Raw genomic sequence first — 20,974 nt, 5'->3', positions numbered from 1 at the left:
TTAACGTAAGATCTTGAATGGATCGGTGGTACTTGATTTGCCTCTATTAGAGGGCAAGCTTTTGATCGGTTGTTTAGCGGGTGGCATTTTTGGTGCAACTCGTGGTTTCTGTACTACTGTCTTTTTCTTAGCAGTTGTTTTTACTTTTTTCGGTACAGGCGCACGGTAGCGTGAACTTGATGTGTTTTTCATTTGACGCGCTTTCGGTCTTACAATGGGCGCAGGAGGTTTTGGTAAAGACTCATCATAGTTAAAGTTATATATTGAGCCGTATATCTTACTAAGAGCGTTCTGATACTCTTTTATAAAATCCTCGTTTACATCAGTCGCTAAGTAATGCTCTTTGAGCTGATTTTGAGCCACGATAGCACTGCTGTTTAGCAGGATTCTTTTTAAGGTCGGCGTACTATAACCTTTTTCAACAGCTTCACTGGCGGCATAGACAGCATTAGCATGATAACCATTGTTATAGTAAATCTGAGCCAACAGCTCCCACGCTAAGGAATCGGTAGGATTGATCGTAACTCTTCGGTTCAATTCTGCAATCAGCTGATGTAGCGGCTCAGATTTTTCGTCTGCATTTTTGAGTGCCGCATATTGATTGGCAATACTAGATTCCGGCTCTCTTTCTTGAATTGAAAGCTCACTATGGGCGGCACTCATCGTTGAACACACAATAATAAAACCAGCAATAGCCGATTTTGTCACTTTACTGACATTACCTATCATAAGATTACTCACCGCAGACCAAATTTTTTGATTCATTGACGTACTCTACTATCCAACTCTACTCATCTGACGTATTTAGTAATGTTGTCAAATTTTCTAAAGTTGTTTTCAGGTCCCTTTTATCACTACTACTCAGCGTCACATCATCTTGATAACTATCAATATTAGTCTCAGTGATTTTGACAGCAGACAACATCGCTAGCTGACGCGCTTCTACCGACTGCACATCAAACTCTAAAGCTTTGCTGGCTGCTCGCAATGAGCGCGCATATTTTTGTGCTTGGTAGTTTTTTTGTGCAATGAGCATCCATTGCGCAGCCGTTAGTTGACTCTCATCACCTACTGCAATGACGTCTGGCAAATAAGACCATGATGGCGGCTGAAGTTTTTTAGCGATCAGCGGCTGTGATGTACTAGGTTGTGATGTTTTTTTGGCACCGATACTACAACCTGTTATTAACACCCCAGTGCTCAACACAATAGACAATAAACTTATAGTAGAAAGCTTAGTAGCATAGATATTATTCATAAGCGAAGTGCCATCAATAAGAACGCAAAAATAAGAAAAAACCAGCAATAAAATTGATAAATTTTAACTAAAGTTTATCTTTTTCATAATTATATTTGAGCTGATTATACAGATACTTGACAATATTTCAATAAACTCTATAATTTTCTTAGCAAATAATTTAGCAGTGCTTACCTTAAGCGACCGGCTGCGTAGTATTTATGCAGTTATCGGAATATCACCTATGCCTCCCAAGACTAATAATACCCACGAAATATCTATAAACAAAGACTTTGGAGATGCACCTACTTTTAGTTTGATCGCCTTCTCATGGTCAAGTGCTATTAATGAGACATTACCCAATCAGTTACTGGCTTATAGCTACACCTTTATAAATTCAAACGAATGTTTATCTCTATTAAATACATCTGTTTGCTTGTCTAGTTTCTTGGCTGATTCAGGCATAACCTACCGTACAGGTGTTATTCAGGCAATTCACTATCAGCACTCCGATGGTAGCTTGCATTTTTATACGTTAGATATTGTCACGCCTGATTGGCAATTGACCCAATCAATACATAGTCGTACATTCATACAGCAGTCTACGCTTAGTATTATCACTAGCATTCTTACGGATTATGACTTTGATTGGCAGGTTTCTGATGCGCTATTGGCCTCAGAGCGCTTGCACGCTTCGCTTCCGATGCGCACTCAATTTAACCTGAGTGACTGGGACTTTATAAAAGGTATATTGACGGATATTGGGGCTTTTGCCGTCTGGCAGCCGGGTGATTCGGTAGACAATCTCGGTACTTGGTATTTGACCAGTCGTTTAGATGCGCTTGAGCAGTCAGGGACGCACTATCGTTATGCCCAGTCTTCTATCCAGTCGGGACAAGATACGATTAATACGCTACAAATGAGTGTCAAACAATTAGGTAGTGCTACTGTTCAGGTAAAAGCTGATGGATTGGAGGCGGATATTATTTATGAAGGTCAAGCTTCTGATGAGTCGCCCTTAGCATTAGAGGACAGCACTGTATTATTTGGCTCGCCCTCTCGTATTAATAGCGATGAAGCAGCAGCGCAGCTCGCGGCTCAATGGGTTGCTGCTAATAATTGTCAGCGCGAAACTTACCGAGCTACGGGTGCTATGCGAGGAGTGTATACGGGATCTCTGGTGAGTATAAGTCACTTACCTGCGATAGGTGGTCTGTCTGCTTATTGTTTAGAATCTCATGTGATGGGTATCGAGCCGGACAGTGATAGCGTCTCTTATAACCATCGCACTTTTATTCAAGATTGGCTACGTAAGGTTACCCGGCATTGTTTCATCAGTATTCCTGAGCACGGTTATGAGATTTTATTTGAAACTGGCATGTGGGCATCTGCAACCCTTTTACGTGCGACCATCCCTTACACCCCTTATCCCAGCAGCTTATCGTTAGTAAGCAATAGCTATACAGGTCTCACCCAAGCACGGACTGGTGACACTACCACGCCAAGTTATGAATCACACGTTACTGACAATGGTTTACAGCAAACCATTACTACGCCTGTCTGGTCAGGTATCAGCCCTCATGATGACGGCACTACCTCGCCCCTGCGCGCACTGCAACTGTCATCCGGTAGCAGTCATGGTTGGCAGTTTGCGCCAAGACTTGGACAGTCGGTACTCCTTAATTACTGGTATGGCGATATAGACAGTCCTGTAATTAGCAGATCGTTTTATGACGGTATCGGTATGGGCGATGTGGATGACAAAGATATCACTTGTTTGAATGCAGGGCGGTCTAATCGCCATAACTTGCAAGGCGGATCTTCTCCTCGTTGGCATGGTGGTGGTTTGGGTCATTCACAAATTCAAGAGGATGATAATCACAGTGGTTGGATATCCGGTATTGCGCAATATGGGCTGACGTCTGACTCTGAGGTGAGCCTAAGTTTCGATGACACGCCACATAAAGTTGGTCTACAGTGGACCGTCAATACTGGCGCACGTGCCAATGCTGAAACACCAACCATCACTTCTAGCACCACCTTTGCCCCTGATGAGCACGTACTTGAGCTTGGCATACTGCGTCATCGCTTTAGCAATCATCAATCAACAGACAGTGGCCAAGGGATTAATCTAGCCACCGACCATGGTTTGCAAATCACTGGCGACACAGGCGTACTGCTCTCCACCTTTGGTGTCAGACATAGTCAAAGCGAGCACGAGTCTGCTTGGGTCAATGATGCAGGACAACGCCAGTTAAAAATGGGGACTGAGCTAAGTGAGACTTTCAAAGAAGCCAAGCAAGCACACTTGCAAACTACGGCAAAACTTAGCGATACCAACCAAACGATAGAAGCCTTTAAAACCAGTGCGCAAGTGATCGATGAGACGCTAAATACGGAAGTGCTTGGCGCACCTGATGTATTGCTAGTCAGTAAAGACAGTGTCCTCGCATCTGCAAATAATACACTATGGACGGCAAAGACTATCGTCAGGCAGTCAGGTAGCACGCAGTCGGATGTGGTGGCAGGTAATTATACGCTGATGGCAAATACGATTGACTCCCTCTCTGGGATTGGTGGTCAAGCCGATCTATCAGGGTTACATATCAGCGCCAATACCAAACCTGTAGCCATACAGTCACAAGGTGGTGAGCTGCAATTGCATAGTCAGCAGTCGATGACGATTGGTAGTGAGTCGGGTCAGGTGAATGTGTCGAGTCCGAAGCGTATTAAGCTGCAAACGTCAAGTGGGGCTTCAATCACAATCGATGACGGTGGAATTAAGCTTGTGTGTCCGGGGGTGATTAAGATAAAAGCGGTGAAGAAGGGTTTGGTGAGTGGGGCTAAAGTGAATGCGCCAGTGGTTGCTTTACCGACCTCGGGATTGTTTAGTAAAGCGTTTGATTTAAAAAAGCTTATTCCTCAAGATTTAATAGACCAAGGTATCAGCTATAAGCTTATTAATCATACAAGAGGTACAGAAATTGAAGGTAAGCTTGATGAAGATGGTCAGACATTAAGAGTGTTTGGTGATAAGGCTGAAAAGATTGAGTTAGAGCTTATTGATGCTATTGCATTAGAATGTGAGGACTTAGAATATGAAGATGAAATTGAAGACGATGACAATGAAAATGACTGCTGCTAAATACCTTTTAATGATCTTTTTTTCTACTTTTCTAATTTTAGAAAGTAATGCTACGGACTCTAACTTAAATGCAACCAAAACTTTTTCTCTTTATAGTAGCTGCTTAGATAGTGATTGCGCTATCTATTCACAACATTTTGATAAGATTGAAATATTTGATGACAAGCCAGGTATACATCGAATTAAAAAAGTTGATAATGATTTATATCAAATTATCTATAGCTGTGGAAACCCATGTAACAACAATGTATTTATTAATAATAAAGGTTTAGAAGACTGGACTGATAGACTTGTCGCTCATAGAGGACATTGCCTAATAGAATATAACCTTAAGAATAAAAGATTTACAGCAAGAACAGTTTTTTCAAATAAGTCTAAGGTAATCTTAAAGTTGGATGATAATGCATATGTTTCTGCAATACCAATTTGGTTTTATAGTAATAATAGCTACTTCGACAATGACATGTTAGTCATAAATGTAAAACAGAAAACTGGTTCTAATAAAAAATTCAGGTTCGCCAATCCTTGTATTTTTAGTAAGTAAAGGAAATATGTCAATGTCCTATAAAGAAGAGTTTAAAATATATTGTAGTACTATTGCAGGTGAAGCAGGAGGTTCAAGCGATGAAGCAATTAGGACTGTAGCTAGATCAATAATTACACGTATTGGGTTTCGTGAATGGACATCACGTACAAATGCTTTTGAAGTTATAAAATATTCAGGTTACGATGCTTATACTGATAGATCGAGTAGCCCTAATTACAAAGTTGTCTATAGCGCTATGAGTTCTGGAAAACTTGACAATCTAAGCAAAAGAATCATTGAGCTTGTAGAGCCTATATACAACCAAAAAATTCCAGATGAAACAGGTATGATAAGCTTATACTATAGTCCGAAAGCACAAACAGCATTACATAAGAAAAATCCAAGAAAATATAAGGAAAGACCACCTTGGGATTTTAGTCAGCTAGAAAGAGTTTATATTGACGGTACTAATAAAGACGACTTCAATTGGTATCGTTATAAGGGTGATGGATCCACTATCAAAATTTCACTTCTAAATATAGTAAATAGTCCAATATCGGGTGAAAAGATAACTATTAAAGTAACAGATAGACTAGGCAAATATTTTGTAAAAGAGTATACAACTAATAATAAAGGTGAAATACCTGATATACATGCTAGAAAAAAATCAACTATTGAATTTTTTGTTGGTGAAACATCATGCAAGACTAATATAATTGCTGATGGTAAGCCTAAAAAGGTCACACTAAGGGATTATGAATGTAAGTTTAATACGACAACTATACCTCATACAACTATTGCGCCAACTTCACCTGCTACTAATTCAAGTCAATCGGAAAATAGTCAGGGTGCTAAAGACAAAGAGCAAACTACAAGAACTAATAATTCATTAGACGAAGTCACCTTCAACATAAAACTAGTAGAAGGCGACACAGGTAAGCCATTACCCAATACAACCTACCATCTCGAGTACAAGAACAATATCAAACCCCATAAAACCGATAGCTCAGGTATCGAATCAGGTATAACAGCTGATGTTAGCCAATCTATCAGCGTCTACCTTGATGATGACGATGGTAAAAAACAATCTATTTACAGAATGGCATTCCCGGTCACAGGTGACTTAAACGGACAGACTAAAGTACTCAAAGTCCCTGTCGTTTCTTTTAGCATCAAATTTGTCGACAACAACAATCAACCCATACCCCATTACGAGTTTAAAACCCTATATCGTGGCAGACACTCTGCTATAAAAAGAGCCAACCGTCAAGGTATTAGCACTATACAAGCCCTTGCTGGTCAAAAGCTTACCGTTATCGATGGACAAGATAGAGCTCAAACAACCGCCATTGTTACCTATGGCTCTAAACAATGGACTATGATCATAGGCACAGACATCACCGAAGAAGATATCAGCGATACCTTGAGTCAAGAAGCATCGACTACTCCAGAGACCAGTAAACAAGAGGACAAGCCAAAACCTCAAACAGAGCAAAACCCTGTTATCAAAGTAGAAAAGCCGAAGGTAACAGAAGTTGAAAAAAAGACAGAGACAGGGCCGACGCTTGAGGTTGCCTCAGATGAGGCTAAAATCACCATAAAGTTCGTTGATGAAGCAACGAATAAGCCACTATCAGGGCTTTCATATATTACTCAGTCTACTAAATATGGTAAGAATACATCTGTGACAGGAAAAGATGGTACTAGAGGTAGAATACATGATTCGCTAGTAGGTATTGATATAACCGTACTGGTGTATGAAGACGGTAAGGATGTTGAAAAAGATGTCATTACAGCAAGTACTGATCGGAATGATATTCCTTATGTTTATAAGGCTAAGAAGCCTGAGACACCAAATATTGAAGTTAAATTTAAAACAAAAAGAACCAATGTAGTCACAGAAAAATCTAAAAATATTTTACGTGAGCTTGCTTCTCAGTACGGAATGAAAACAATATATATAACCAGTACTTTAAGAACACCTGAAGAACAAGCAAGAGCGATGTACAACAACATTGCTAACGGTAGAGTTATTAGATATGCTGCGCCAGGAGCGGAAGTAACTCGTATTTGTCAAAATGGTATAAAGAAAGGATTGGGTAAAACTAAGACTATTAACAACATGGTATCTAAGATTTTAGAGTACGACAAAAAAGGTATAAGAGTCTCCAAACATTGTGTTAGTTTTGAAACCTATGCTAAAAAGAATATTATCGATTTGGGTGTTAATAGCAATGGATTCACTTCCAATGCACAAAAACGAAAATTTCAAGAGATTTGTGACTTAGCTTTAAATCAAGGTAAGCTTTCAAGCTTTATATCTCCTCTTAGAGACAAAGCTGAACCAGCTTTTCATCTAGAAATTCCTCAATAAATAAGAAGCTATATTTTATGAAGAAAACAATACTTTTATTTATTATGTTAACTCTACAAGCTTGTGGCGATACTACTATTCAGCTTCCCGTGATTGATTCACATAATAGCAATGACATAAACTCAAAATTAGAGTCGAATACCATTCAGCCATACTCGGATACGAATAACAGTATTGAAACAGGCATCTACTTTTCTAGTAAAAAATGTAATGAAAACAAATCTTGCAAAACCTTCAGTCCTGAAAAAATTGATGGGAAATATTTTTTGTCTCGAAATCAGGGCTTAAATGAGGCTACGTACTACTTATTTGTTAAAGATGATTCTTATTTCCTTTATAGTTTACAATTCCTAGATGAAGATTTAAGAGCAATTGGCTCTTGGTCAGAAATGAAAAAAATCGACGAAGCAGATTTATCTTTTGAAATAGAGTCTATTGAACAGGTTATGGGTTCAGACTATATGGGCAGATACGACGATGTCAATCTAAACACTAAACTTGATAATTTAGCAAACCAGTCTGGTTTGCTAGAAATAGGTAGTTTATTAGAAGGTAGCAAAATACCTACTCATGAAACTATCAGATTTTTGTATACAGAAAACGGTTATAAAATTGATTGCAATAGCTACATACAGAATTATAAAAAAGAAGTTGATGAGTTAGTTGAGCAAGATATGGCTGCTGGTTTTCACTTCTATTATGAATGTTCGAATAGCGAAAACATATATTTTCATAATATTAAATAAGTAACAGAAGTGCTTACTCGCATATAGCTATCAAAGACATATAATACGACTAGCTTTATCTTAAAGGACATCATCCCTTACGCCCCTTATCCAAGTAAACCGGTCTTTGTCAGCAGCACCTATATCGGTATCACCCAAGCGCGAACCGGAAACCAAACCATCTAAGCGATGCCAAACTATGTCTCTCAGGTGATTAATGGCGGCTTGCAGAATACCATCACCACCCAAGTGTCCGCAGTATCATTTCCATAATAGATTGACTCCGCTGCTTAGATCCCTACTACTTTTCATAAATCCTATTCATGACTAATAGTTTGCTCCGATTAGCCAAAACTCTTTTTTAGACCTCATAAATACTTAATATAAAACACATTTAAAACCAAAAAAAACCGACCACATTAAGTGATCGGATTTTTAGTATTTGGTGGAGATGGCGGAAACCAAACCACATACACAAGTCATTGATAAATATAGATATAAATTATTTAAAAATAGACGATACCAACCATAATACCAACAATCGTTTTTGATTTTGCTGCTATTCAATGTTTACCATATTAACTAAAAATTATTTTGTAATTGATTGTGTTACCTCTACTCGCTTAGAAACTTATGGTTACTTAACCAAGCGCATTAAAACGCATCTAATAGCTTGTCGTAGCTTATAGGTGTGTATTGATATTGCTCAAATCTCACTAATCAGTTAAAGTTGGGTAAAATATTATAAGTTCATAAGGCAATTTATATGGATAACTATAAATTCATGGCTATTTCACTATTTTTCTTTGCCTTATCAGCCAATGCTGAAGTTAAAACGATTGATAATCCTTTTCAAAGCAATACCGCCTTAAAAGAGTCTGTCGAAGTTGATCATCCGCTATTTGCCAAAGGGAAAGGCGGTTCCCAATGTAAGAACCTGCCCCGAACTTGTGGTCAGATGGTGAGCTGCGAGCAAGCCAAGCAAGCGCTTAAGTGTGGCAATACTAAACTGGACCGTGACAAGGACGGTGTACCATGTGAATCAATATGTCCAGGTGGTTAGTTAGCGCCGTTGCACTGTTCTCCGTAACTGCCTGCACTCCTTCCCAAGATAGGAGTTACGCTAGTAAGTTTGTTTCTGGTAATACTGTGGTACATGAAGTGTTTTGGAGTATTGATCATAAGACGCCTTACCCTTTCACCACGTCAGGCGAAATATCGTGTGTCTATTACCCTGATTTTGGCATTGAAGTGTATTTTGAACCTGCAGGCTACAGTAAAGACTCATCTATCGGTACGCCGCTTAATAAAGCCGCAGCTAAAGCTCTAAAGCGCGATGGTATGAAGCCTAATGTGCCTTATAGTATTAAGGAAGGTGCTGACTTGAGTGAGGCTGTAGAGGTTGGGTTGAGCTTGTGTGATGAGATGTATTAAGAAATTCAAAGGCAGTTCAAATTTTTAATTGAAAATAACTTAAGAGGCTAATATGTCTTTACATAATACAGATTCTTTAAATATTATTTATGCAGGACCGATTGATAGATATGGCTATGAACTAATGTCTCAAGTATGTGAAACATTAGTAGAGCCCTACCCTAAGAAGGTAAATTTGATTTTATCTACGTATGGAGGGGATCCTGATGCAGGGTTTAGGATTGCTCGCTGTTTACAACATTATTTTACAGAAGGAATAACTTTGTTCGTGCCACACTATTGTAAATCTGCTGGAACTTTGATTGCAATTGGTGCAAGTGAACTGGTATTATCTGATCGTGGCGAGCTAGGACCATTGGATGTCCAGTTGGTAAAATCGGACGAAATGTTCGAACGTTCATCAGGCATGGATATCACACAGGGTTTTAATGTACTCACATCCCAAGCATATGAGATGTTTAATACGATTACAGTCAACCTTAAACTTAAAAGCCGTTTATCAACAAAGCTTGCTAGCGAAGCTGCTTCTCAGATTGCTGTTGGTGCCTTTGCGCCTATATTTTCACAGATTGACCCTTTAAGGCTTGGCGAAATACAACGAGCTACAGAAATTGCTTTTAAATACGGCAACCTACTGAAGGTTAAATTTGACAACTTACAAGAATTCGGAGTGATCACACTCATTTCAGGTTATCCCTCACATGCTTTTGTAATTGATAGAAAAGAAGCAACAACAATATTTAAAAATGTAAGACAACCAGACACTGATGAAATTGCATGGCTTAAGAAAATAGATGGTATGATTAGATACTATATAGATTCTCCCATGCCACATTGTGAAATTATTAATAATAAATTTTACCAGGAGAGTGACAATGAACCATACAACAACAGTGATCTTGAGCCAGCTTCCGAAGGAAGTGATAACTCCCTATCAGACACCCAACGACCTAAAAAGAGCTCTTCAAGCAGCAAGCCGCCAAAGTAGCAAGATAGCCATAGATCTAATTGAGTTTAGTAAAAATAACTCATTAGAACGAAATGTTAAAAATCACCATTATATGCGCGGCTTATAAGTTCAAAATATTTTTAAGTTACTCCAATCTATAAAAACCCACCTCACGGTGGGTTTTCTATTGTCTATCACTCATAGTTATTACAACTCTACTAAACATCAGTCTTTATAAAAGAAACTTTTTAATGTGAATTTCCGAATATGTAAATATGCAAATAGTCGCTCATGTGTTTGTGGTAATTACTTCTTTACCATAATGAATTAATACTACAACCTCTTAAGTCATTGAAAATTAAAATATTAAATATTTTTAGAATAGAAGCTTTAACACTGCCTATTGCTATAAGAAACTTTTTTAGTTATTATTCCGATAAATGAAACTTTACTGGAATTTGTCTTATGATTGATTTAGAGCGTGTCAAAAAACAACTTATAAAATCCATTCATCATGAGATGCCTATAGAGATGATATTAGATTATCACGATACTTTATATGCAAAGCTCGATGCCGTAAGTCGCTATGTGCTCCAAGAGCTATCTCACCCTAACATCAAAGGGCCTGCAGCAGGTCAGAATGAACACTTTGCTATCCAGCAAGCTACTTGCGATGTATTCGACAACACTAATATTAAGTACAATCTAGTGGAGACTGAAGCTAAAGGTGCATTTTTTCCTTTAATTGAGTTAGAAGGCATTGCCCTACTCCCAAGACGTTCAGTAACCCGTCAAGAATGGAATAAAGCAAAATACATGCGGGAGCTTGCTAAGCAGAATCAAAATGAAAATTTGAATTTCAAGCAAAATGATTTATTCACACCTACTACCACAGCGACTACGGATAACTATAGTAATTATATAACGAATAAAATTCTAGTAATTGTAGATATCTGTTTTTTAGATAAGGTGTATATCAAATTCGTTGTTCCTAGTAGTGACTTGAAAGACATTCACTTAACGGTATCTCTGGAAGACGTTATAAGTGATATCGAAACAGTATCTGATACTAAAGATGCAGAGGTTAATCCAACATCAAAACTTAAAAAATCGCTACTTGAGCTCGACAAGATAGTCAAGAACGCGTAATGCAACAAGCAGTAAAACGGGGGCAAATATGGTAAAGCAATTTAATCCAGATCGCTTAATTGAGGCAAGAAAGGCACGAGGTTTGACTCAAGAAGGATTAGGTGAAATTATTGATAAATCTAAAAGCACTATATGTAAATGGGAGATTGGAAGTAGCAGTCCTGATGCAGAAACAATTATTAAAATATCAGAGGTACTACGTTTACCAGTAAAGTGGTTTGCATTAAAAACCTTACAGACAGAAGATAAAGTATATCAATTTCGTTCTAATGCCACTGCCACTAAAACTCTGAGAGGGATTGTAGAAACACGGCTGAACTGGCTTAAAGAAATTAGCTTTTCACTTGAAGAATGGGTTGATTATCCAGAAGTTAATGTTATTCCATCACCTACTAGAAATCAGGCACTGGCTTTAAGTGATGATGATATTGAACAGTATGCAAATAAATTGCGCCTATTATGGAAGCTCGGAGATAGGCCTATTAAGAATTTAATTGCAACTATCGAATCTAATGGCATTATTGTTGCTAAAGAGCGCATTGACCATGATGGTATGGATGGTGTTTCAACATGGATTGATCGTCCATTCATCTGGGTAGCAGAAGATAAGAGTAATTTTTTTCGTGGTCGATTTGATATCGCTCATGAGCTAGGTCATATCATACTACACAAGAATCTTACTAAAGATGACTGTTTAAAAACCACCAATCGCTATAAAGAAGTTGAGAGACAAGCACATTTATTTGCTACGCACTTCCTAGCCCCAAGACGTGCTCTCTCATTATCTTTTAGAAGCATAACATTAGACAATCTATTGCTTGAGAAAAAGCGCTGGGGTATGTCAGTTGCAGCATTAATTATGCAGTATCATAATTTAGGTATCATTTCAGATGATTATAAAGTGAGATTGTTTAAAAACTATAGTTACCGTAAGTGGAGAAAGAGCGAACCTTATGACGATACAACCCCAGTGGAATACCCCAAATTAATGAAGAATACTATCGAGTTACTTCTTAATGAAGGAGGATTTGATAAAGAAGATCTTGTTGAAAGAACCTTTTATAGTGAAACAGAGCTAGAGAAGCTTTGTTCCTTACCAAAAGGATTTTTTAATAATGAAAAGGTAGTAGATAAACCGCGCTTACGCATATTATAGATAGAACTAAACACGATAAAAAACCCGCCATCAAGCGGGTTTTTTTATTGCCTGCAACATACCAGAACCTAATAACCACTACAAACTTTCTTAGACTGGCTAATCTTGCCATTCTTACAAACGAACTTACCATCTTTGCAATGCGATACACCGCCCATGCTCTTAGAGCAAGGATAGTTGCGAGCATTCGCCTCCATCATTGGCGCCATCATAAACATAGAAATAAGAAGTGCTGACCACATTTTCATAGGCTACTACCTTAATAGTCGGATAAAGTAAATTCGACCATAGCACTGCAAATAACCGCAATCAACAACAATTTGACTTATGTTCAGCAGATTTCCTAGCTAAGTTGCTGGCAAGAATAGGGCTCGTCATCATGACGACCCCTATAAATCCTACACTGCCCAAAGCTGGGCAGTGGATCAACTAGCCATCCACCCCTGCCCAACTTTGGGCAGGCCTCTTAACTCCCACACAGTGTGGAAGTTAAAAAAAGGGGTGTCGTAATTATGACGACACCCCCTAGATTATTAATCACCAGTGGCGACTGAATAATATTGCTAGCAAAGGCCCCCTATTTTTTAGGAGACCCTTGTTTATTAGTACAACCCCCAATGGGGGATGTATAAAACACATGTATAGCGTATCGTTATAATTATGACACTCCTAGATTGTCCAACCTCAAGTTGAGGATAGATATTCATGCCAGCAAGGGTATTCTATTTTTTAGCATACCCTTAACTTCCGTCATTGGCGGAAGTTGAATAACGCTACCGCCAATGACGGAAACGTCTATATAAAGATACCCTCAAGTTTGAGGACATTTAAATAGATGCGTCCAAGTTTGGGCATATCTAAACAGATAACCCCAAAATTGGGGGCATCTAATAAAAGCCATCTGTATGGTGATTTTCTCCATGCAGGTGAGCCTAGCAAATAGATACATCCAAATTTGGATGCATCTCGTCAGCGTCTTTTGTACGTCCCCTAATGAGGATTTTTGGTGCTATAGGTTTGGGTTGGGTGTACCAGATGGTACGCCCTAAGTATGTACTATTTTTTAGAAAACCCTATAAACCAGCTTCCCCAGTTTGAGGATGTCGTTTATCTAACCTCAAACTGAGGATGGACCCATGTATTCCGCACTTCAAATGCGGAACCTTGATCATAAAGGTGTTGAAGGTCTTATCAGTGTTACCTCGTAACGCATTACCACTGCTCAACTTTGAGCAGTGGTCTTATAACTGCTCAGCACATTCATTTTTAACACCCTAAATATGCGCTATTAGATGTGCCCAAGTTTGGGCTTATCTATCAAATTTTAGGCACAAAAAAACACCCACCTATTTTAGGTGGGCTTTTATGGTGTAGGTAGGATCTCTTGCGGAACTAAGGAACAAAAACCTGTCGGATATTGAATGATACTTGCCAAACTTTACCACTAATGTGGGTCTTACTGATATCACCTTCAGTACGATATGTTTTGGTTTCACCATCGATAGTCATAATAAACGGAGTGACGCCATTATGTTCTAACAAAAAATCATGTATTTCATTAATCTCGGGCGACAATGCTGTTTTTGAGCATTGCCATGACTTACGGGCATTATTGATACCAAAGCTAGAAACTTGCTCGTAACCATCGCCAAAGCGCGTGGTATGGGTTTTAATCTCGGTATTTTGCGTTGCACCTGCATTGATGCACCATGTAAACGTTCTGAGTGTCATATATTTCATCCATTAAAAAACCACCGATTAGGGTGGTTTTTTCAATTAATAATAAAAGCTCTCACTCGGGTTTGGCAAGATCATTTCTGTGGCCAGCAAAGGTTTTTTCAAGCATCATCACATTTTGTTGCGCTGATTCACTTTCAGGGCCCTGCTTTAAAAACCCTTCTTTAAGCAATTCTTCGTAGTGTTTGTTGCTCTCCAAGTATTTATCAAGATTAATAACACCTTCATCAATCAAGTGTTTTACCAGCACCGAGACCAAAAAGGTATTTGCATAATCTAGGCTAACCAGATTTTCTAACAAAGGCTTAATGCCTTCTCCAAAACCTTCCACTATGCTTTCAATATCGCTCACAACCATCTCCTTTTTATGTAAAGCTGCTCCAATAGCAAGCTTATCTTCTAAGACGATTGTCTATCATACCACCTTGCATTAACTCTTTTCTAACCACATTCCGAGCCGTTTGCTCTACTTGCTTCGCCATCGTTCTAGCAAAGGCATTAGCAGTATCACCGGTCATAGAACCATTACCTTTGGCATCTACAGTTACAACAATGTTAACTTCGCCCACACCATCACCGCTATAGCTATTACCACCCTTATTGCCCTGCATGAAATTGGTAAAGTCTTTATTCTGATTGGGTGACAGTACGCGCTCACCCTTATCGAGCAGGTACGTTTGCTCTTTTGGAACATAATCAAGACCACCATGGGCAATACCGCTGAACATTGGCGTTATAGCTTGAGCGGCCGCAGCTAGCGCACCTGTTTCAAGCGCAGCCATGGTTACAGCTGGCACGTTGTATGGGAATGGTGCCGACGCCCAAGCTTCTGACAGTGCCACTTTGTTATTCATAAATATTTGGGCGAGCGCATAACCTTTTTGAGCCGCAAACATCATCTGACTGACTCGGTTGTTCTCGCCAGCAAACGCGCCAAGCAATCCTCCCATGGCGCCTAATGTTGTGCTGTAATTTTCAAGCTTAGCGTTTTGCAGTTGCTCACTAAGGGACTTTTCTTTTAAGGCGTGGTTTTGCTCCATCGCCCACATATTATCCAGGTGCTCTTGCTTAGCGAGTTCTAACAACTCAAACCGTTCAAGTGCTGGTAGCTTAAAATCGCCACGTTCGTCAGTATCATTAATTTCAGACTTCCGATTAGTGTATTGGTCATTGACTGATTTAGAACTCTCTCGATAATCTTGCCCCACTCGCCAAACTGCATAATCATCATTGCTCATGGTGCGCTGAGCCATGCTATCCAAACCATTATCAAAAGCATTTGCTCCATTGGCTTTTGCGCTATTAGCAATGGACTGATACATCTTGTCTTGCTCACGGGCTTTTGCGCCAGCAGCCCATCGAAAGTTTTCTAAATCTTTTTCATAGGCTGCGTTTTGCGCGTCAACGTAGTATTGGCGAAGATTGTCGTCTTCGATGTAGGTCTTTTCAATTACCTCCATAGCTTTTTTATGATCAGCATGAATACGCTGCTCTTCACTAAAGTATTTCTCAGACAGTGAGAGCACGCCTGCATTTTTGTCTTTGATGTATCTCTCTTCCACGCGAGCCATATACTTGATGTAATCGGCGGAACCTTTAGCGTGAGCTTGTTCAACCTCAGCTTTGTTGTTTTGATAATCGATTTCTATTTTTTCTTTCTTATGAGCCCATTTGCCAGCGACAGATGCTTGCTTGCGCAAAGTTTCTTCTTGCGCTCTAATTGCGTCTGCCGCCGCTTTTTCTTGTGCCCGTGCGGCGTCATCTGCTGACTTCTGCCACATTGCATCGGCTTTCTTGATAGCGCCATCTATCTGATTGTTACCTGTAGTCTCGCCTTTTTCGATACCCATGATGCCAGGCATCTGATGAAGCAGATCAATAACCACACCATCGCCAAAAGTAATAGTCGATACATAGCCGCCACCTTTTTTATCAAGCCATGTTTTGACATTCTTAACTGGTACACTCGTCGTAATATCCGTGTTTTTAGGTACGGCATAATCAGTACCGCGATGGTATGTTGACGCACCTTTAATGCCTGTATTTCTCGGCCCGTAACCACTGGTTTTTCTATAGTCGGTTATATTTTTTCCTCCGACTTGGAAACGAGCTAAATCTGCTGCACTTACGGCTCGGCTTTTATCTCGATACTGTACGTGTAGATGGGCGCTGCCAATGCCCGTATCGCCACTAATACCGACTAGCCTAGATTGTGCCTTTGCAGTTTTGTCGATCGCTTTAGCGCGCTCTTCCTCAGCTTTAGCATTGGCATCAGCTTGCTTAGTGCTAACCTCCAAACCTTCGTTGTAGCTCTGAAGAAAATTATTCGTAGTGTAATAAGTTTGCCCTAGGTCACTAAGTCTAAGTTTCTGACCATCCATTAGCGTATTAATTGTATCTACTGCACTTTTATATTGGTTGGTGATAGTCATATAACCAGCCACACCTGCCGCGGCCTGCCTAGTCATGCCAGCGGCCAAAGCTGCGCCTTTCTCTTTTAATCCATCGGCATTATAAAAATCTTCTACCGTTTGACCTAAACTTCCAGCCTGAATGCTAAATTGCTGCATCACTGAGCTAAATATACCAACGCCGGCTGCCAAACCAACAATCAATGCGGCAGTGCCATTTACAGCCTTACCGACCTCCGAAACTTCGTCCTTAAAATCTGCGCCCTTCTCCGTACCATCGGCAAAATATGTGGCAAGTGTGCCTAATGCAGGGATCATATCGGTTACTAATTGTGTTTTTAAGCCTTCAAACTTGGTTTGTATTGCCATTGTTTCGGCGGCCAATATTTTCGATTGATCGATCGCGGCTTCTGTTTTAATGACGCCTGCATCAGTTAGTTTTACGCCATAATCATCAAGTATCTGACCTCCATCAGAGAACAAGCCCATCAGATTGCCTAGGTCGCCAGCTAAGCTTTCAAAAACAAATCTTTGTTCTTGTGACGTTGCTCCAAGCTCGTCCATTTTATCCTTGATGACTTGGATAGCCTCCACTCCATCTTTACCTTGCAATGTCTTACCAAGATTGGTGATTTCTTCGTCTGTCATTTTAGTGTTATTTTGCAAAGCTTCAAAGAAATCAGCGGCACCACCACCACCAGTGGCACTAAACTCTCCTAGTTTCTCCTGTACGTCTGCTAAGATACTAGCTAACGCATCTTGCTCTACGCCTAAACCTTGCGCCGCATGCGTCAACACCTGAAAGTTTTTTAGGCTAGTGTTAGCGGTTCCTGCCATTATAGACATTTGCACGTCAGCCTTGGCAGCCTCTACAGCCATTGATGCCAATGCGCCTGCTGCAACTATAGCCCCACCTATCGCCATACCGGCAAATGAGCCTGATATTTTACTCATGTCATCTGCAATACTGTCCCGCATACCACTAACAGAGTCGCTTATATTGCTTGTGCTATCTCTTGCTTCGCGTTCAGCGCGCGTAAGACCGTCGCTAAACTCACTTAGCTTTACCGCTAAATCTAGAGTTAGTGTACCAAGCGAGCTTGTTGCCATAATAGCGTTCCTTATTTTAGGCAAAAAAAAGCCTGCTTTTTAGCAGGTATAAACTTATTTAATTACTTATAATAAATAATCAATAAAAAGGATTGAGTTATGGCTACAGTTGTAGAGCAGAGACTGCTTCGTTGTTCGAAACAAGGCAAAAAAACCGTTCACCATCGTAATGCTGAGCGGTTTAATTGGATATTACATATCATTCTATCTATCGTAACGGTTGGTCTATGGCTGTTCGTTGTGGCATTCTTACTAGTCGCCAACCTATTTGTAAATCATGATGGCTGGGAATGCTCAGAGTGCGGAAAACCATACCCCTAATCGTCAATCTGCGCCTCAAAACTCTCAATGATATCGTCTTCATGTGGCATCAGCTCAAGCGGGTCAATTCGCTCTTCTGCTTTGGCTTTAGTGTTATAACTAAAACTCATAACGTGCGCTGCAGCCTGCTCAAGTCTGCGGCCTATGTTCAGGCTGCCTCGTCTATAACGATATTCAGCCCACTGCCTAACCTCAAGCATGGTTAAGTTGCTTTTCACTTGATGTACCGTATTGCCGCCGATGCCAGCCAACGCAAGCTCAAATAACAACTCACTTTCGCCTGCTATGAAGCCGCTTTGCTCTTGGCTTTCGCCTCCGGCTTTTTTACATTGTCAGCATTCCATATCATTTCAAACACTGCATTCGCTAGCGCCTGTACAAAGGTATTCTCAACCTGAGTTTGGGTGAACATCGTTTTGCCTTTATCGTCGACTAGAGCCTTACTAATCCATTCAGATGCAACGTTTTCTTTATTGCCCCAGCGCAAGAATAGCGACTCAGTTTCAACGAATGGCAGTTGCTTGATACGAATATTCACACTACATTCTTTGCCATTGTGTCGAAAAACTACAGTCTCATCACGTATTTGTGAGACGAGGCTACCTGATTTAATTTCTGTTAGATTCAAAACTTCCATCTTTAGAGTCCTTTAAAATATAAAAGCCCTCAATTAAGAGGGCTTATTTTTCATTGATGTTATGCAGCGCTTTTATGGCGTAGCGGTCTTGTATGCCGTTATAGCTCGAGACTGACGCTTCATCGAAACAGTATGCTTAACCAGTGAATCCGGATCAAAGGTAGGCGCGCTATTTTTCAGCAAGGCTGTGAACGAGGTCCAAGTACGGCCTTCAGGCAGCGTTACTACGCCAGTCAAAGCTTCTATTGTTGGTACGACCTTGCCGTCAGACCAGCCGACAAATACTTCTACACCTTCACGGTCATCAGCAAGCTGCAGTAAAGTGATATGAGTAGCGTTTTCGGGATCGGTATTAATCGTGATAGACCCTTCACCCGGTGTATTTAGTCCATAAGTCGACGTTGCTGAATCCTCTTCCTCTAAGCAAGTGTCAGGGATATCGGTTGGACTATCATCACCCAATACAATGCCAGTAATACAAGCCATCTTAGTTAATATCGCAGCACTAGCTTCACCGTGCTTAATCCAAACACTCGTGCCTTGCGTGAGTACGCCTTTTTTAATCTTAGCCATAATTTTATTCCTGTGAGTAGTGTGTTTTCTTAACGCTCTAAGATCCAATTTGCATCGAATCCACGACCATAAAGTTTTGCCTTGCTGTCATATAGACTGATAGATGGATTTGATACCCAAGATTCTTTTTCGAGCGCAGCTCGACAAGCATCGCGTAACTCATAAGCGGTCTTTGCATCTGTTGCGTAGACCATCAACTGATACTGCGTGTCGTCAAAATTTGCAGGCTCATCCAAATGATTGTTTGCCTGCCCGCTGATGGTTTGCCATACGACATAAGGCGCCGGTGTGCCATACGGTGCAATATCTTCAAACGCTTTACTTTCAACATCAATGAGTGCCGCTAAGGAAGCATCTGCCTTAAGAGTTCGGTATATTGGTAAAAAACTCATAGCTTAGCAATCTCCTTATCAAGCTCTTCTTTATAAGCTCTGGCAAATTCAGCTTGTACTGCATCTATATTGTTATTTAATGCCGGTCGCATAAAAGGAGTAGCGTTGTTGGTTGCACTTCCATATTCCACCAATCGCCAGTACCAAGTATCGCCGCCGGGGTTTTTCTTATCTCCTTGGGTTTGATACCTGCGACCTACTCGGCCCGCCCGCCTATTGTCTGCATTGGTGCCATACTGTTTAGCGCCTCCTTTGACACCAACCCTCATCATCACATTATCAACACCTTTGGTTTTGCCAGCCTTGGTAATAATGTTTTTCCAAATCCTTTCAGGGCTGTCTTTGTCATCGAGTGCTTTGGCGTTGAGCACAGCCGCTTTTTTGACGATGTTCATTGCTTTACGTGAAGATCGTGTAGCAGCATTCTTAGCCTTACGTTGGTTGCCAAGCTGACGTAGCTTTGCTTGAACCTCATCGAGTCCGGTTATTTCGTTTGCCATAGCCTAGTCCTTGAATGCTTCGACCCCAGCACTTAGGTTGAAAGTAGTATGTTCCACTCCCGTGTCGTTATCATCCAAGCCTTGTGAGTCAATGGCGAAGATACGCCCCTTCCAAATAACACGCATAGTCGTATCGATGTCAGTGCGATAACGCACTTTCATACGTGCGGTTACTTCTGAATCCGCAGCTTGAGCGCTTAACAAGTCTTTGGTAGATAGCGGTGTAATCTTTGCCCAAAGCTTAATGTATTCGGTCCATTGCGATGGCAATTCATAACCGTCATCATCACGACCACCTTTTATATACTCTTGGATAATCACTCTATGGCGTAACTCGCCAGCATTTACTGCCATATCATCCGTCCATATCTAAAAAGGTAGAGCCTGTCTGCTCATCGTCGTCTTGCTGTTCGACAAGCTCGTTTAATATCTCATCGTGTTGATCAAGCAATCGCAATATCACCCGTTCTTTTTCGGCTGACTGCTCAATCAGTACGTTATTTTGTTCGACCAGTTTGGTCACCAGCGTTATTAAGCTTGGCAATAAGTTGCTTTGCTCGTTTTCTGGCTTCTTCGGTTCTTTGTTTAATCCACTCAC

22 protein-coding genes are annotated in these 20,974 nt (G+C 40.3%); 9 read left to right on the top strand and 13 right to left on the bottom strand.

Features of this window, described 5'->3' with window-relative positions:
- Both IQ457_RS07375 and IQ457_RS07370 read right to left on the bottom strand, forming a co-directional pair.
- Nucleotides 1-765, bottom strand: coding sequence for a hypothetical protein (locus IQ457_RS07375; protein ID WP_200662663.1), 765 nt, complete (start codon nt 763-765; stop codon nt 1-3).
- Nucleotides 766-787: 22 nt separating this feature from the next.
- A complete protein-coding gene (locus IQ457_RS07370) occupies nt 788-1,258 on the bottom strand; it encodes a hypothetical protein (protein ID WP_200662662.1) in 471 nt (156 codons plus the stop codon).
- Between the two features lie 223 nt (nt 1,259-1,481).
- Here IQ457_RS07370 and IQ457_RS07365 point away from each other — a divergent pair, with 223 nt between their 5' ends.
- From IQ457_RS07365 to IQ457_RS07325, 9 genes are all read left to right on the top strand, one after another.
- Nucleotides 1,482-4,382 carry a contractile injection system protein, VgrG/Pvc8 family gene (locus tag IQ457_RS07365; RefSeq protein WP_200662661.1) on the top strand — a complete coding sequence of 967 codons (2,901 nt, stop codon included), beginning with the start codon at nt 1,482-1,484 and terminating at the stop codon, nt 4,380-4,382.
- Nucleotides 4,363-4,926 carry a hypothetical protein gene (locus IQ457_RS07360; RefSeq protein WP_200662660.1) on the top strand — a complete coding sequence of 188 codons (564 nt, stop codon included), beginning with the start codon at nt 4,363-4,365 and terminating at the stop codon, nt 4,924-4,926. The genes IQ457_RS07365 and IQ457_RS07360 overlap by 20 nt, the downstream gene beginning before the upstream one ends.
- Nucleotides 4,927-4,939: 13 nt before the next feature.
- Nucleotides 4,940-7,282, top strand: a complete 2,343-nt coding sequence (locus IQ457_RS07355; protein WP_200662659.1) for a hypothetical protein — start codon at nt 4,940-4,942, stop codon at nt 7,280-7,282.
- Between the two features lie 17 nt (nt 7,283-7,299).
- Nucleotides 7,300-8,028, top strand: a complete 729-nt coding sequence (locus tag IQ457_RS07350) for a hypothetical protein (protein WP_200662658.1) — start codon at nt 7,300-7,302, stop codon at nt 8,026-8,028.
- Nucleotides 8,029-8,791: 763 nt separating this feature from the next.
- Nucleotides 8,792-9,070, top strand: a complete 279-nt coding sequence (locus IQ457_RS07345) for an excalibur calcium-binding domain-containing protein (protein WP_200662657.1) — start codon at nt 8,792-8,794, stop codon at nt 9,068-9,070.
- Nucleotides 9,055-9,441, top strand: a complete 387-nt coding sequence (locus IQ457_RS07340) for a hypothetical protein (protein WP_200662656.1) — start codon at nt 9,055-9,057, stop codon at nt 9,439-9,441. The genes IQ457_RS07345 and IQ457_RS07340 overlap by 16 nt, the downstream gene beginning before the upstream one ends.
- 52 nt (nt 9,442-9,493) lie before the next feature.
- Entirely contained in the window at nt 9,494-10,429 is a 936-nt protein-coding gene (locus IQ457_RS07335) for an SDH family Clp fold serine proteinase (protein WP_200662655.1), read from the top strand.
- Nucleotides 10,430-10,855: 426 nt separating this feature from the next.
- Nucleotides 10,856-11,539 carry a hypothetical protein gene (locus tag IQ457_RS07330; RefSeq protein ID WP_200662654.1) on the top strand — a complete coding sequence of 228 codons (684 nt, stop codon included), beginning with the start codon at nt 10,856-10,858 and terminating at the stop codon, nt 11,537-11,539.
- A 28-nt stretch (nt 11,540-11,567) separates the two neighbouring features.
- Nucleotides 11,568-12,695 carry a helix-turn-helix domain-containing protein gene (locus IQ457_RS07325; protein WP_200662653.1) on the top strand — a complete coding sequence of 376 codons (1,128 nt, stop codon included), beginning with the start codon at nt 11,568-11,570 and terminating at the stop codon, nt 12,693-12,695.
- A gap of 68 nt (nt 12,696-12,763) precedes the next feature.
- Here the strand turns inward: IQ457_RS07325 and IQ457_RS07320 are convergent, their stop codons facing one another.
- From IQ457_RS07320 to IQ457_RS07270, 11 genes are all read right to left on the bottom strand, one after another.
- The gene (locus IQ457_RS07320; protein WP_200662652.1) at nt 12,764-12,943 is read right to left on the bottom strand and encodes a hypothetical protein; all 180 of its coding nucleotides are present in this window, start codon (nt 12,941-12,943) and stop codon (nt 12,764-12,766) included.
- 1,144 nt (nt 12,944-14,087) lie between these two features.
- Entirely contained in the window at nt 14,088-14,426 is a 339-nt protein-coding gene (locus tag IQ457_RS07315) for a phage tail protein (RefSeq protein ID WP_200662651.1), read from the bottom strand.
- A 61-nt stretch (nt 14,427-14,487) separates the two neighbouring features.
- Complete coding sequence (locus IQ457_RS07310; RefSeq protein WP_200662650.1) at nt 14,488-14,784, bottom strand: hypothetical protein; 297 nt, start codon at nt 14,782-14,784, stop codon at nt 14,488-14,490.
- Between the two features lie 40 nt (nt 14,785-14,824).
- On the bottom strand, nt 14,825-17,953 hold the full coding sequence (locus tag IQ457_RS07305; protein WP_200662649.1) for a hypothetical protein: 3,129 nt from the start codon (nt 17,951-17,953) through the stop codon (nt 14,825-14,827).
- Between the two features lie 317 nt (nt 17,954-18,270).
- A complete protein-coding gene (locus tag IQ457_RS07300) occupies nt 18,271-18,543 on the bottom strand; it encodes a hypothetical protein (protein WP_242465384.1) in 273 nt (90 codons plus the stop codon).
- A gap of 14 nt (nt 18,544-18,557) precedes the next feature.
- Entirely contained in the window at nt 18,558-18,911 is a 354-nt protein-coding gene (locus IQ457_RS07295) for a phage tail assembly chaperone family protein, TAC (protein WP_200662648.1), read from the bottom strand.
- Nucleotides 18,912-18,983: 72 nt separating this feature from the next.
- A complete protein-coding gene (locus IQ457_RS07290; RefSeq protein WP_200662647.1) occupies nt 18,984-19,484 on the bottom strand; it encodes a phage tail tube protein in 501 nt (166 codons plus the stop codon).
- A gap of 29 nt (nt 19,485-19,513) precedes the next feature.
- On the bottom strand, nt 19,514-19,876 hold the full coding sequence (locus IQ457_RS07285) for a DUF3168 domain-containing protein (protein WP_200662646.1): 363 nt from the start codon (nt 19,874-19,876) through the stop codon (nt 19,514-19,516).
- Nucleotides 19,873-20,376 carry an HK97-gp10 family putative phage morphogenesis protein gene (locus IQ457_RS07280; protein WP_200662645.1) on the bottom strand — a complete coding sequence of 168 codons (504 nt, stop codon included), beginning with the start codon at nt 20,374-20,376 and terminating at the stop codon, nt 19,873-19,875. The genes IQ457_RS07285 and IQ457_RS07280 overlap by 4 nt, the downstream gene beginning before the upstream one ends.
- A 3-nt stretch (nt 20,377-20,379) precedes the next feature.
- The gene (locus IQ457_RS07275; RefSeq protein ID WP_192518824.1) at nt 20,380-20,730 is read right to left on the bottom strand and encodes a phage head closure protein; all 351 of its coding nucleotides are present in this window, start codon (nt 20,728-20,730) and stop codon (nt 20,380-20,382) included.
- Nucleotide 20,731: 1 nt separating this feature from the next.
- Nucleotides 20,732-20,974 (bottom strand): hypothetical protein, encoded by a 243-nt coding sequence (locus IQ457_RS07270; protein WP_149491825.1) that lies wholly within the window; start codon nt 20,972-20,974, stop codon nt 20,732-20,734.

It is taken from the genome of Psychrobacter sp. M9-54-1, from assembly GCF_016613355.1.
Taxonomy (GTDB): Bacteria; Pseudomonadota; Gammaproteobacteria; order Pseudomonadales; family Moraxellaceae; genus Psychrobacter; species Psychrobacter faecalis.
The sequence above is the reverse complement of the archived record's forward strand: the minus strand, read 5'-3'. Positions and strand labels throughout refer to the sequence as shown.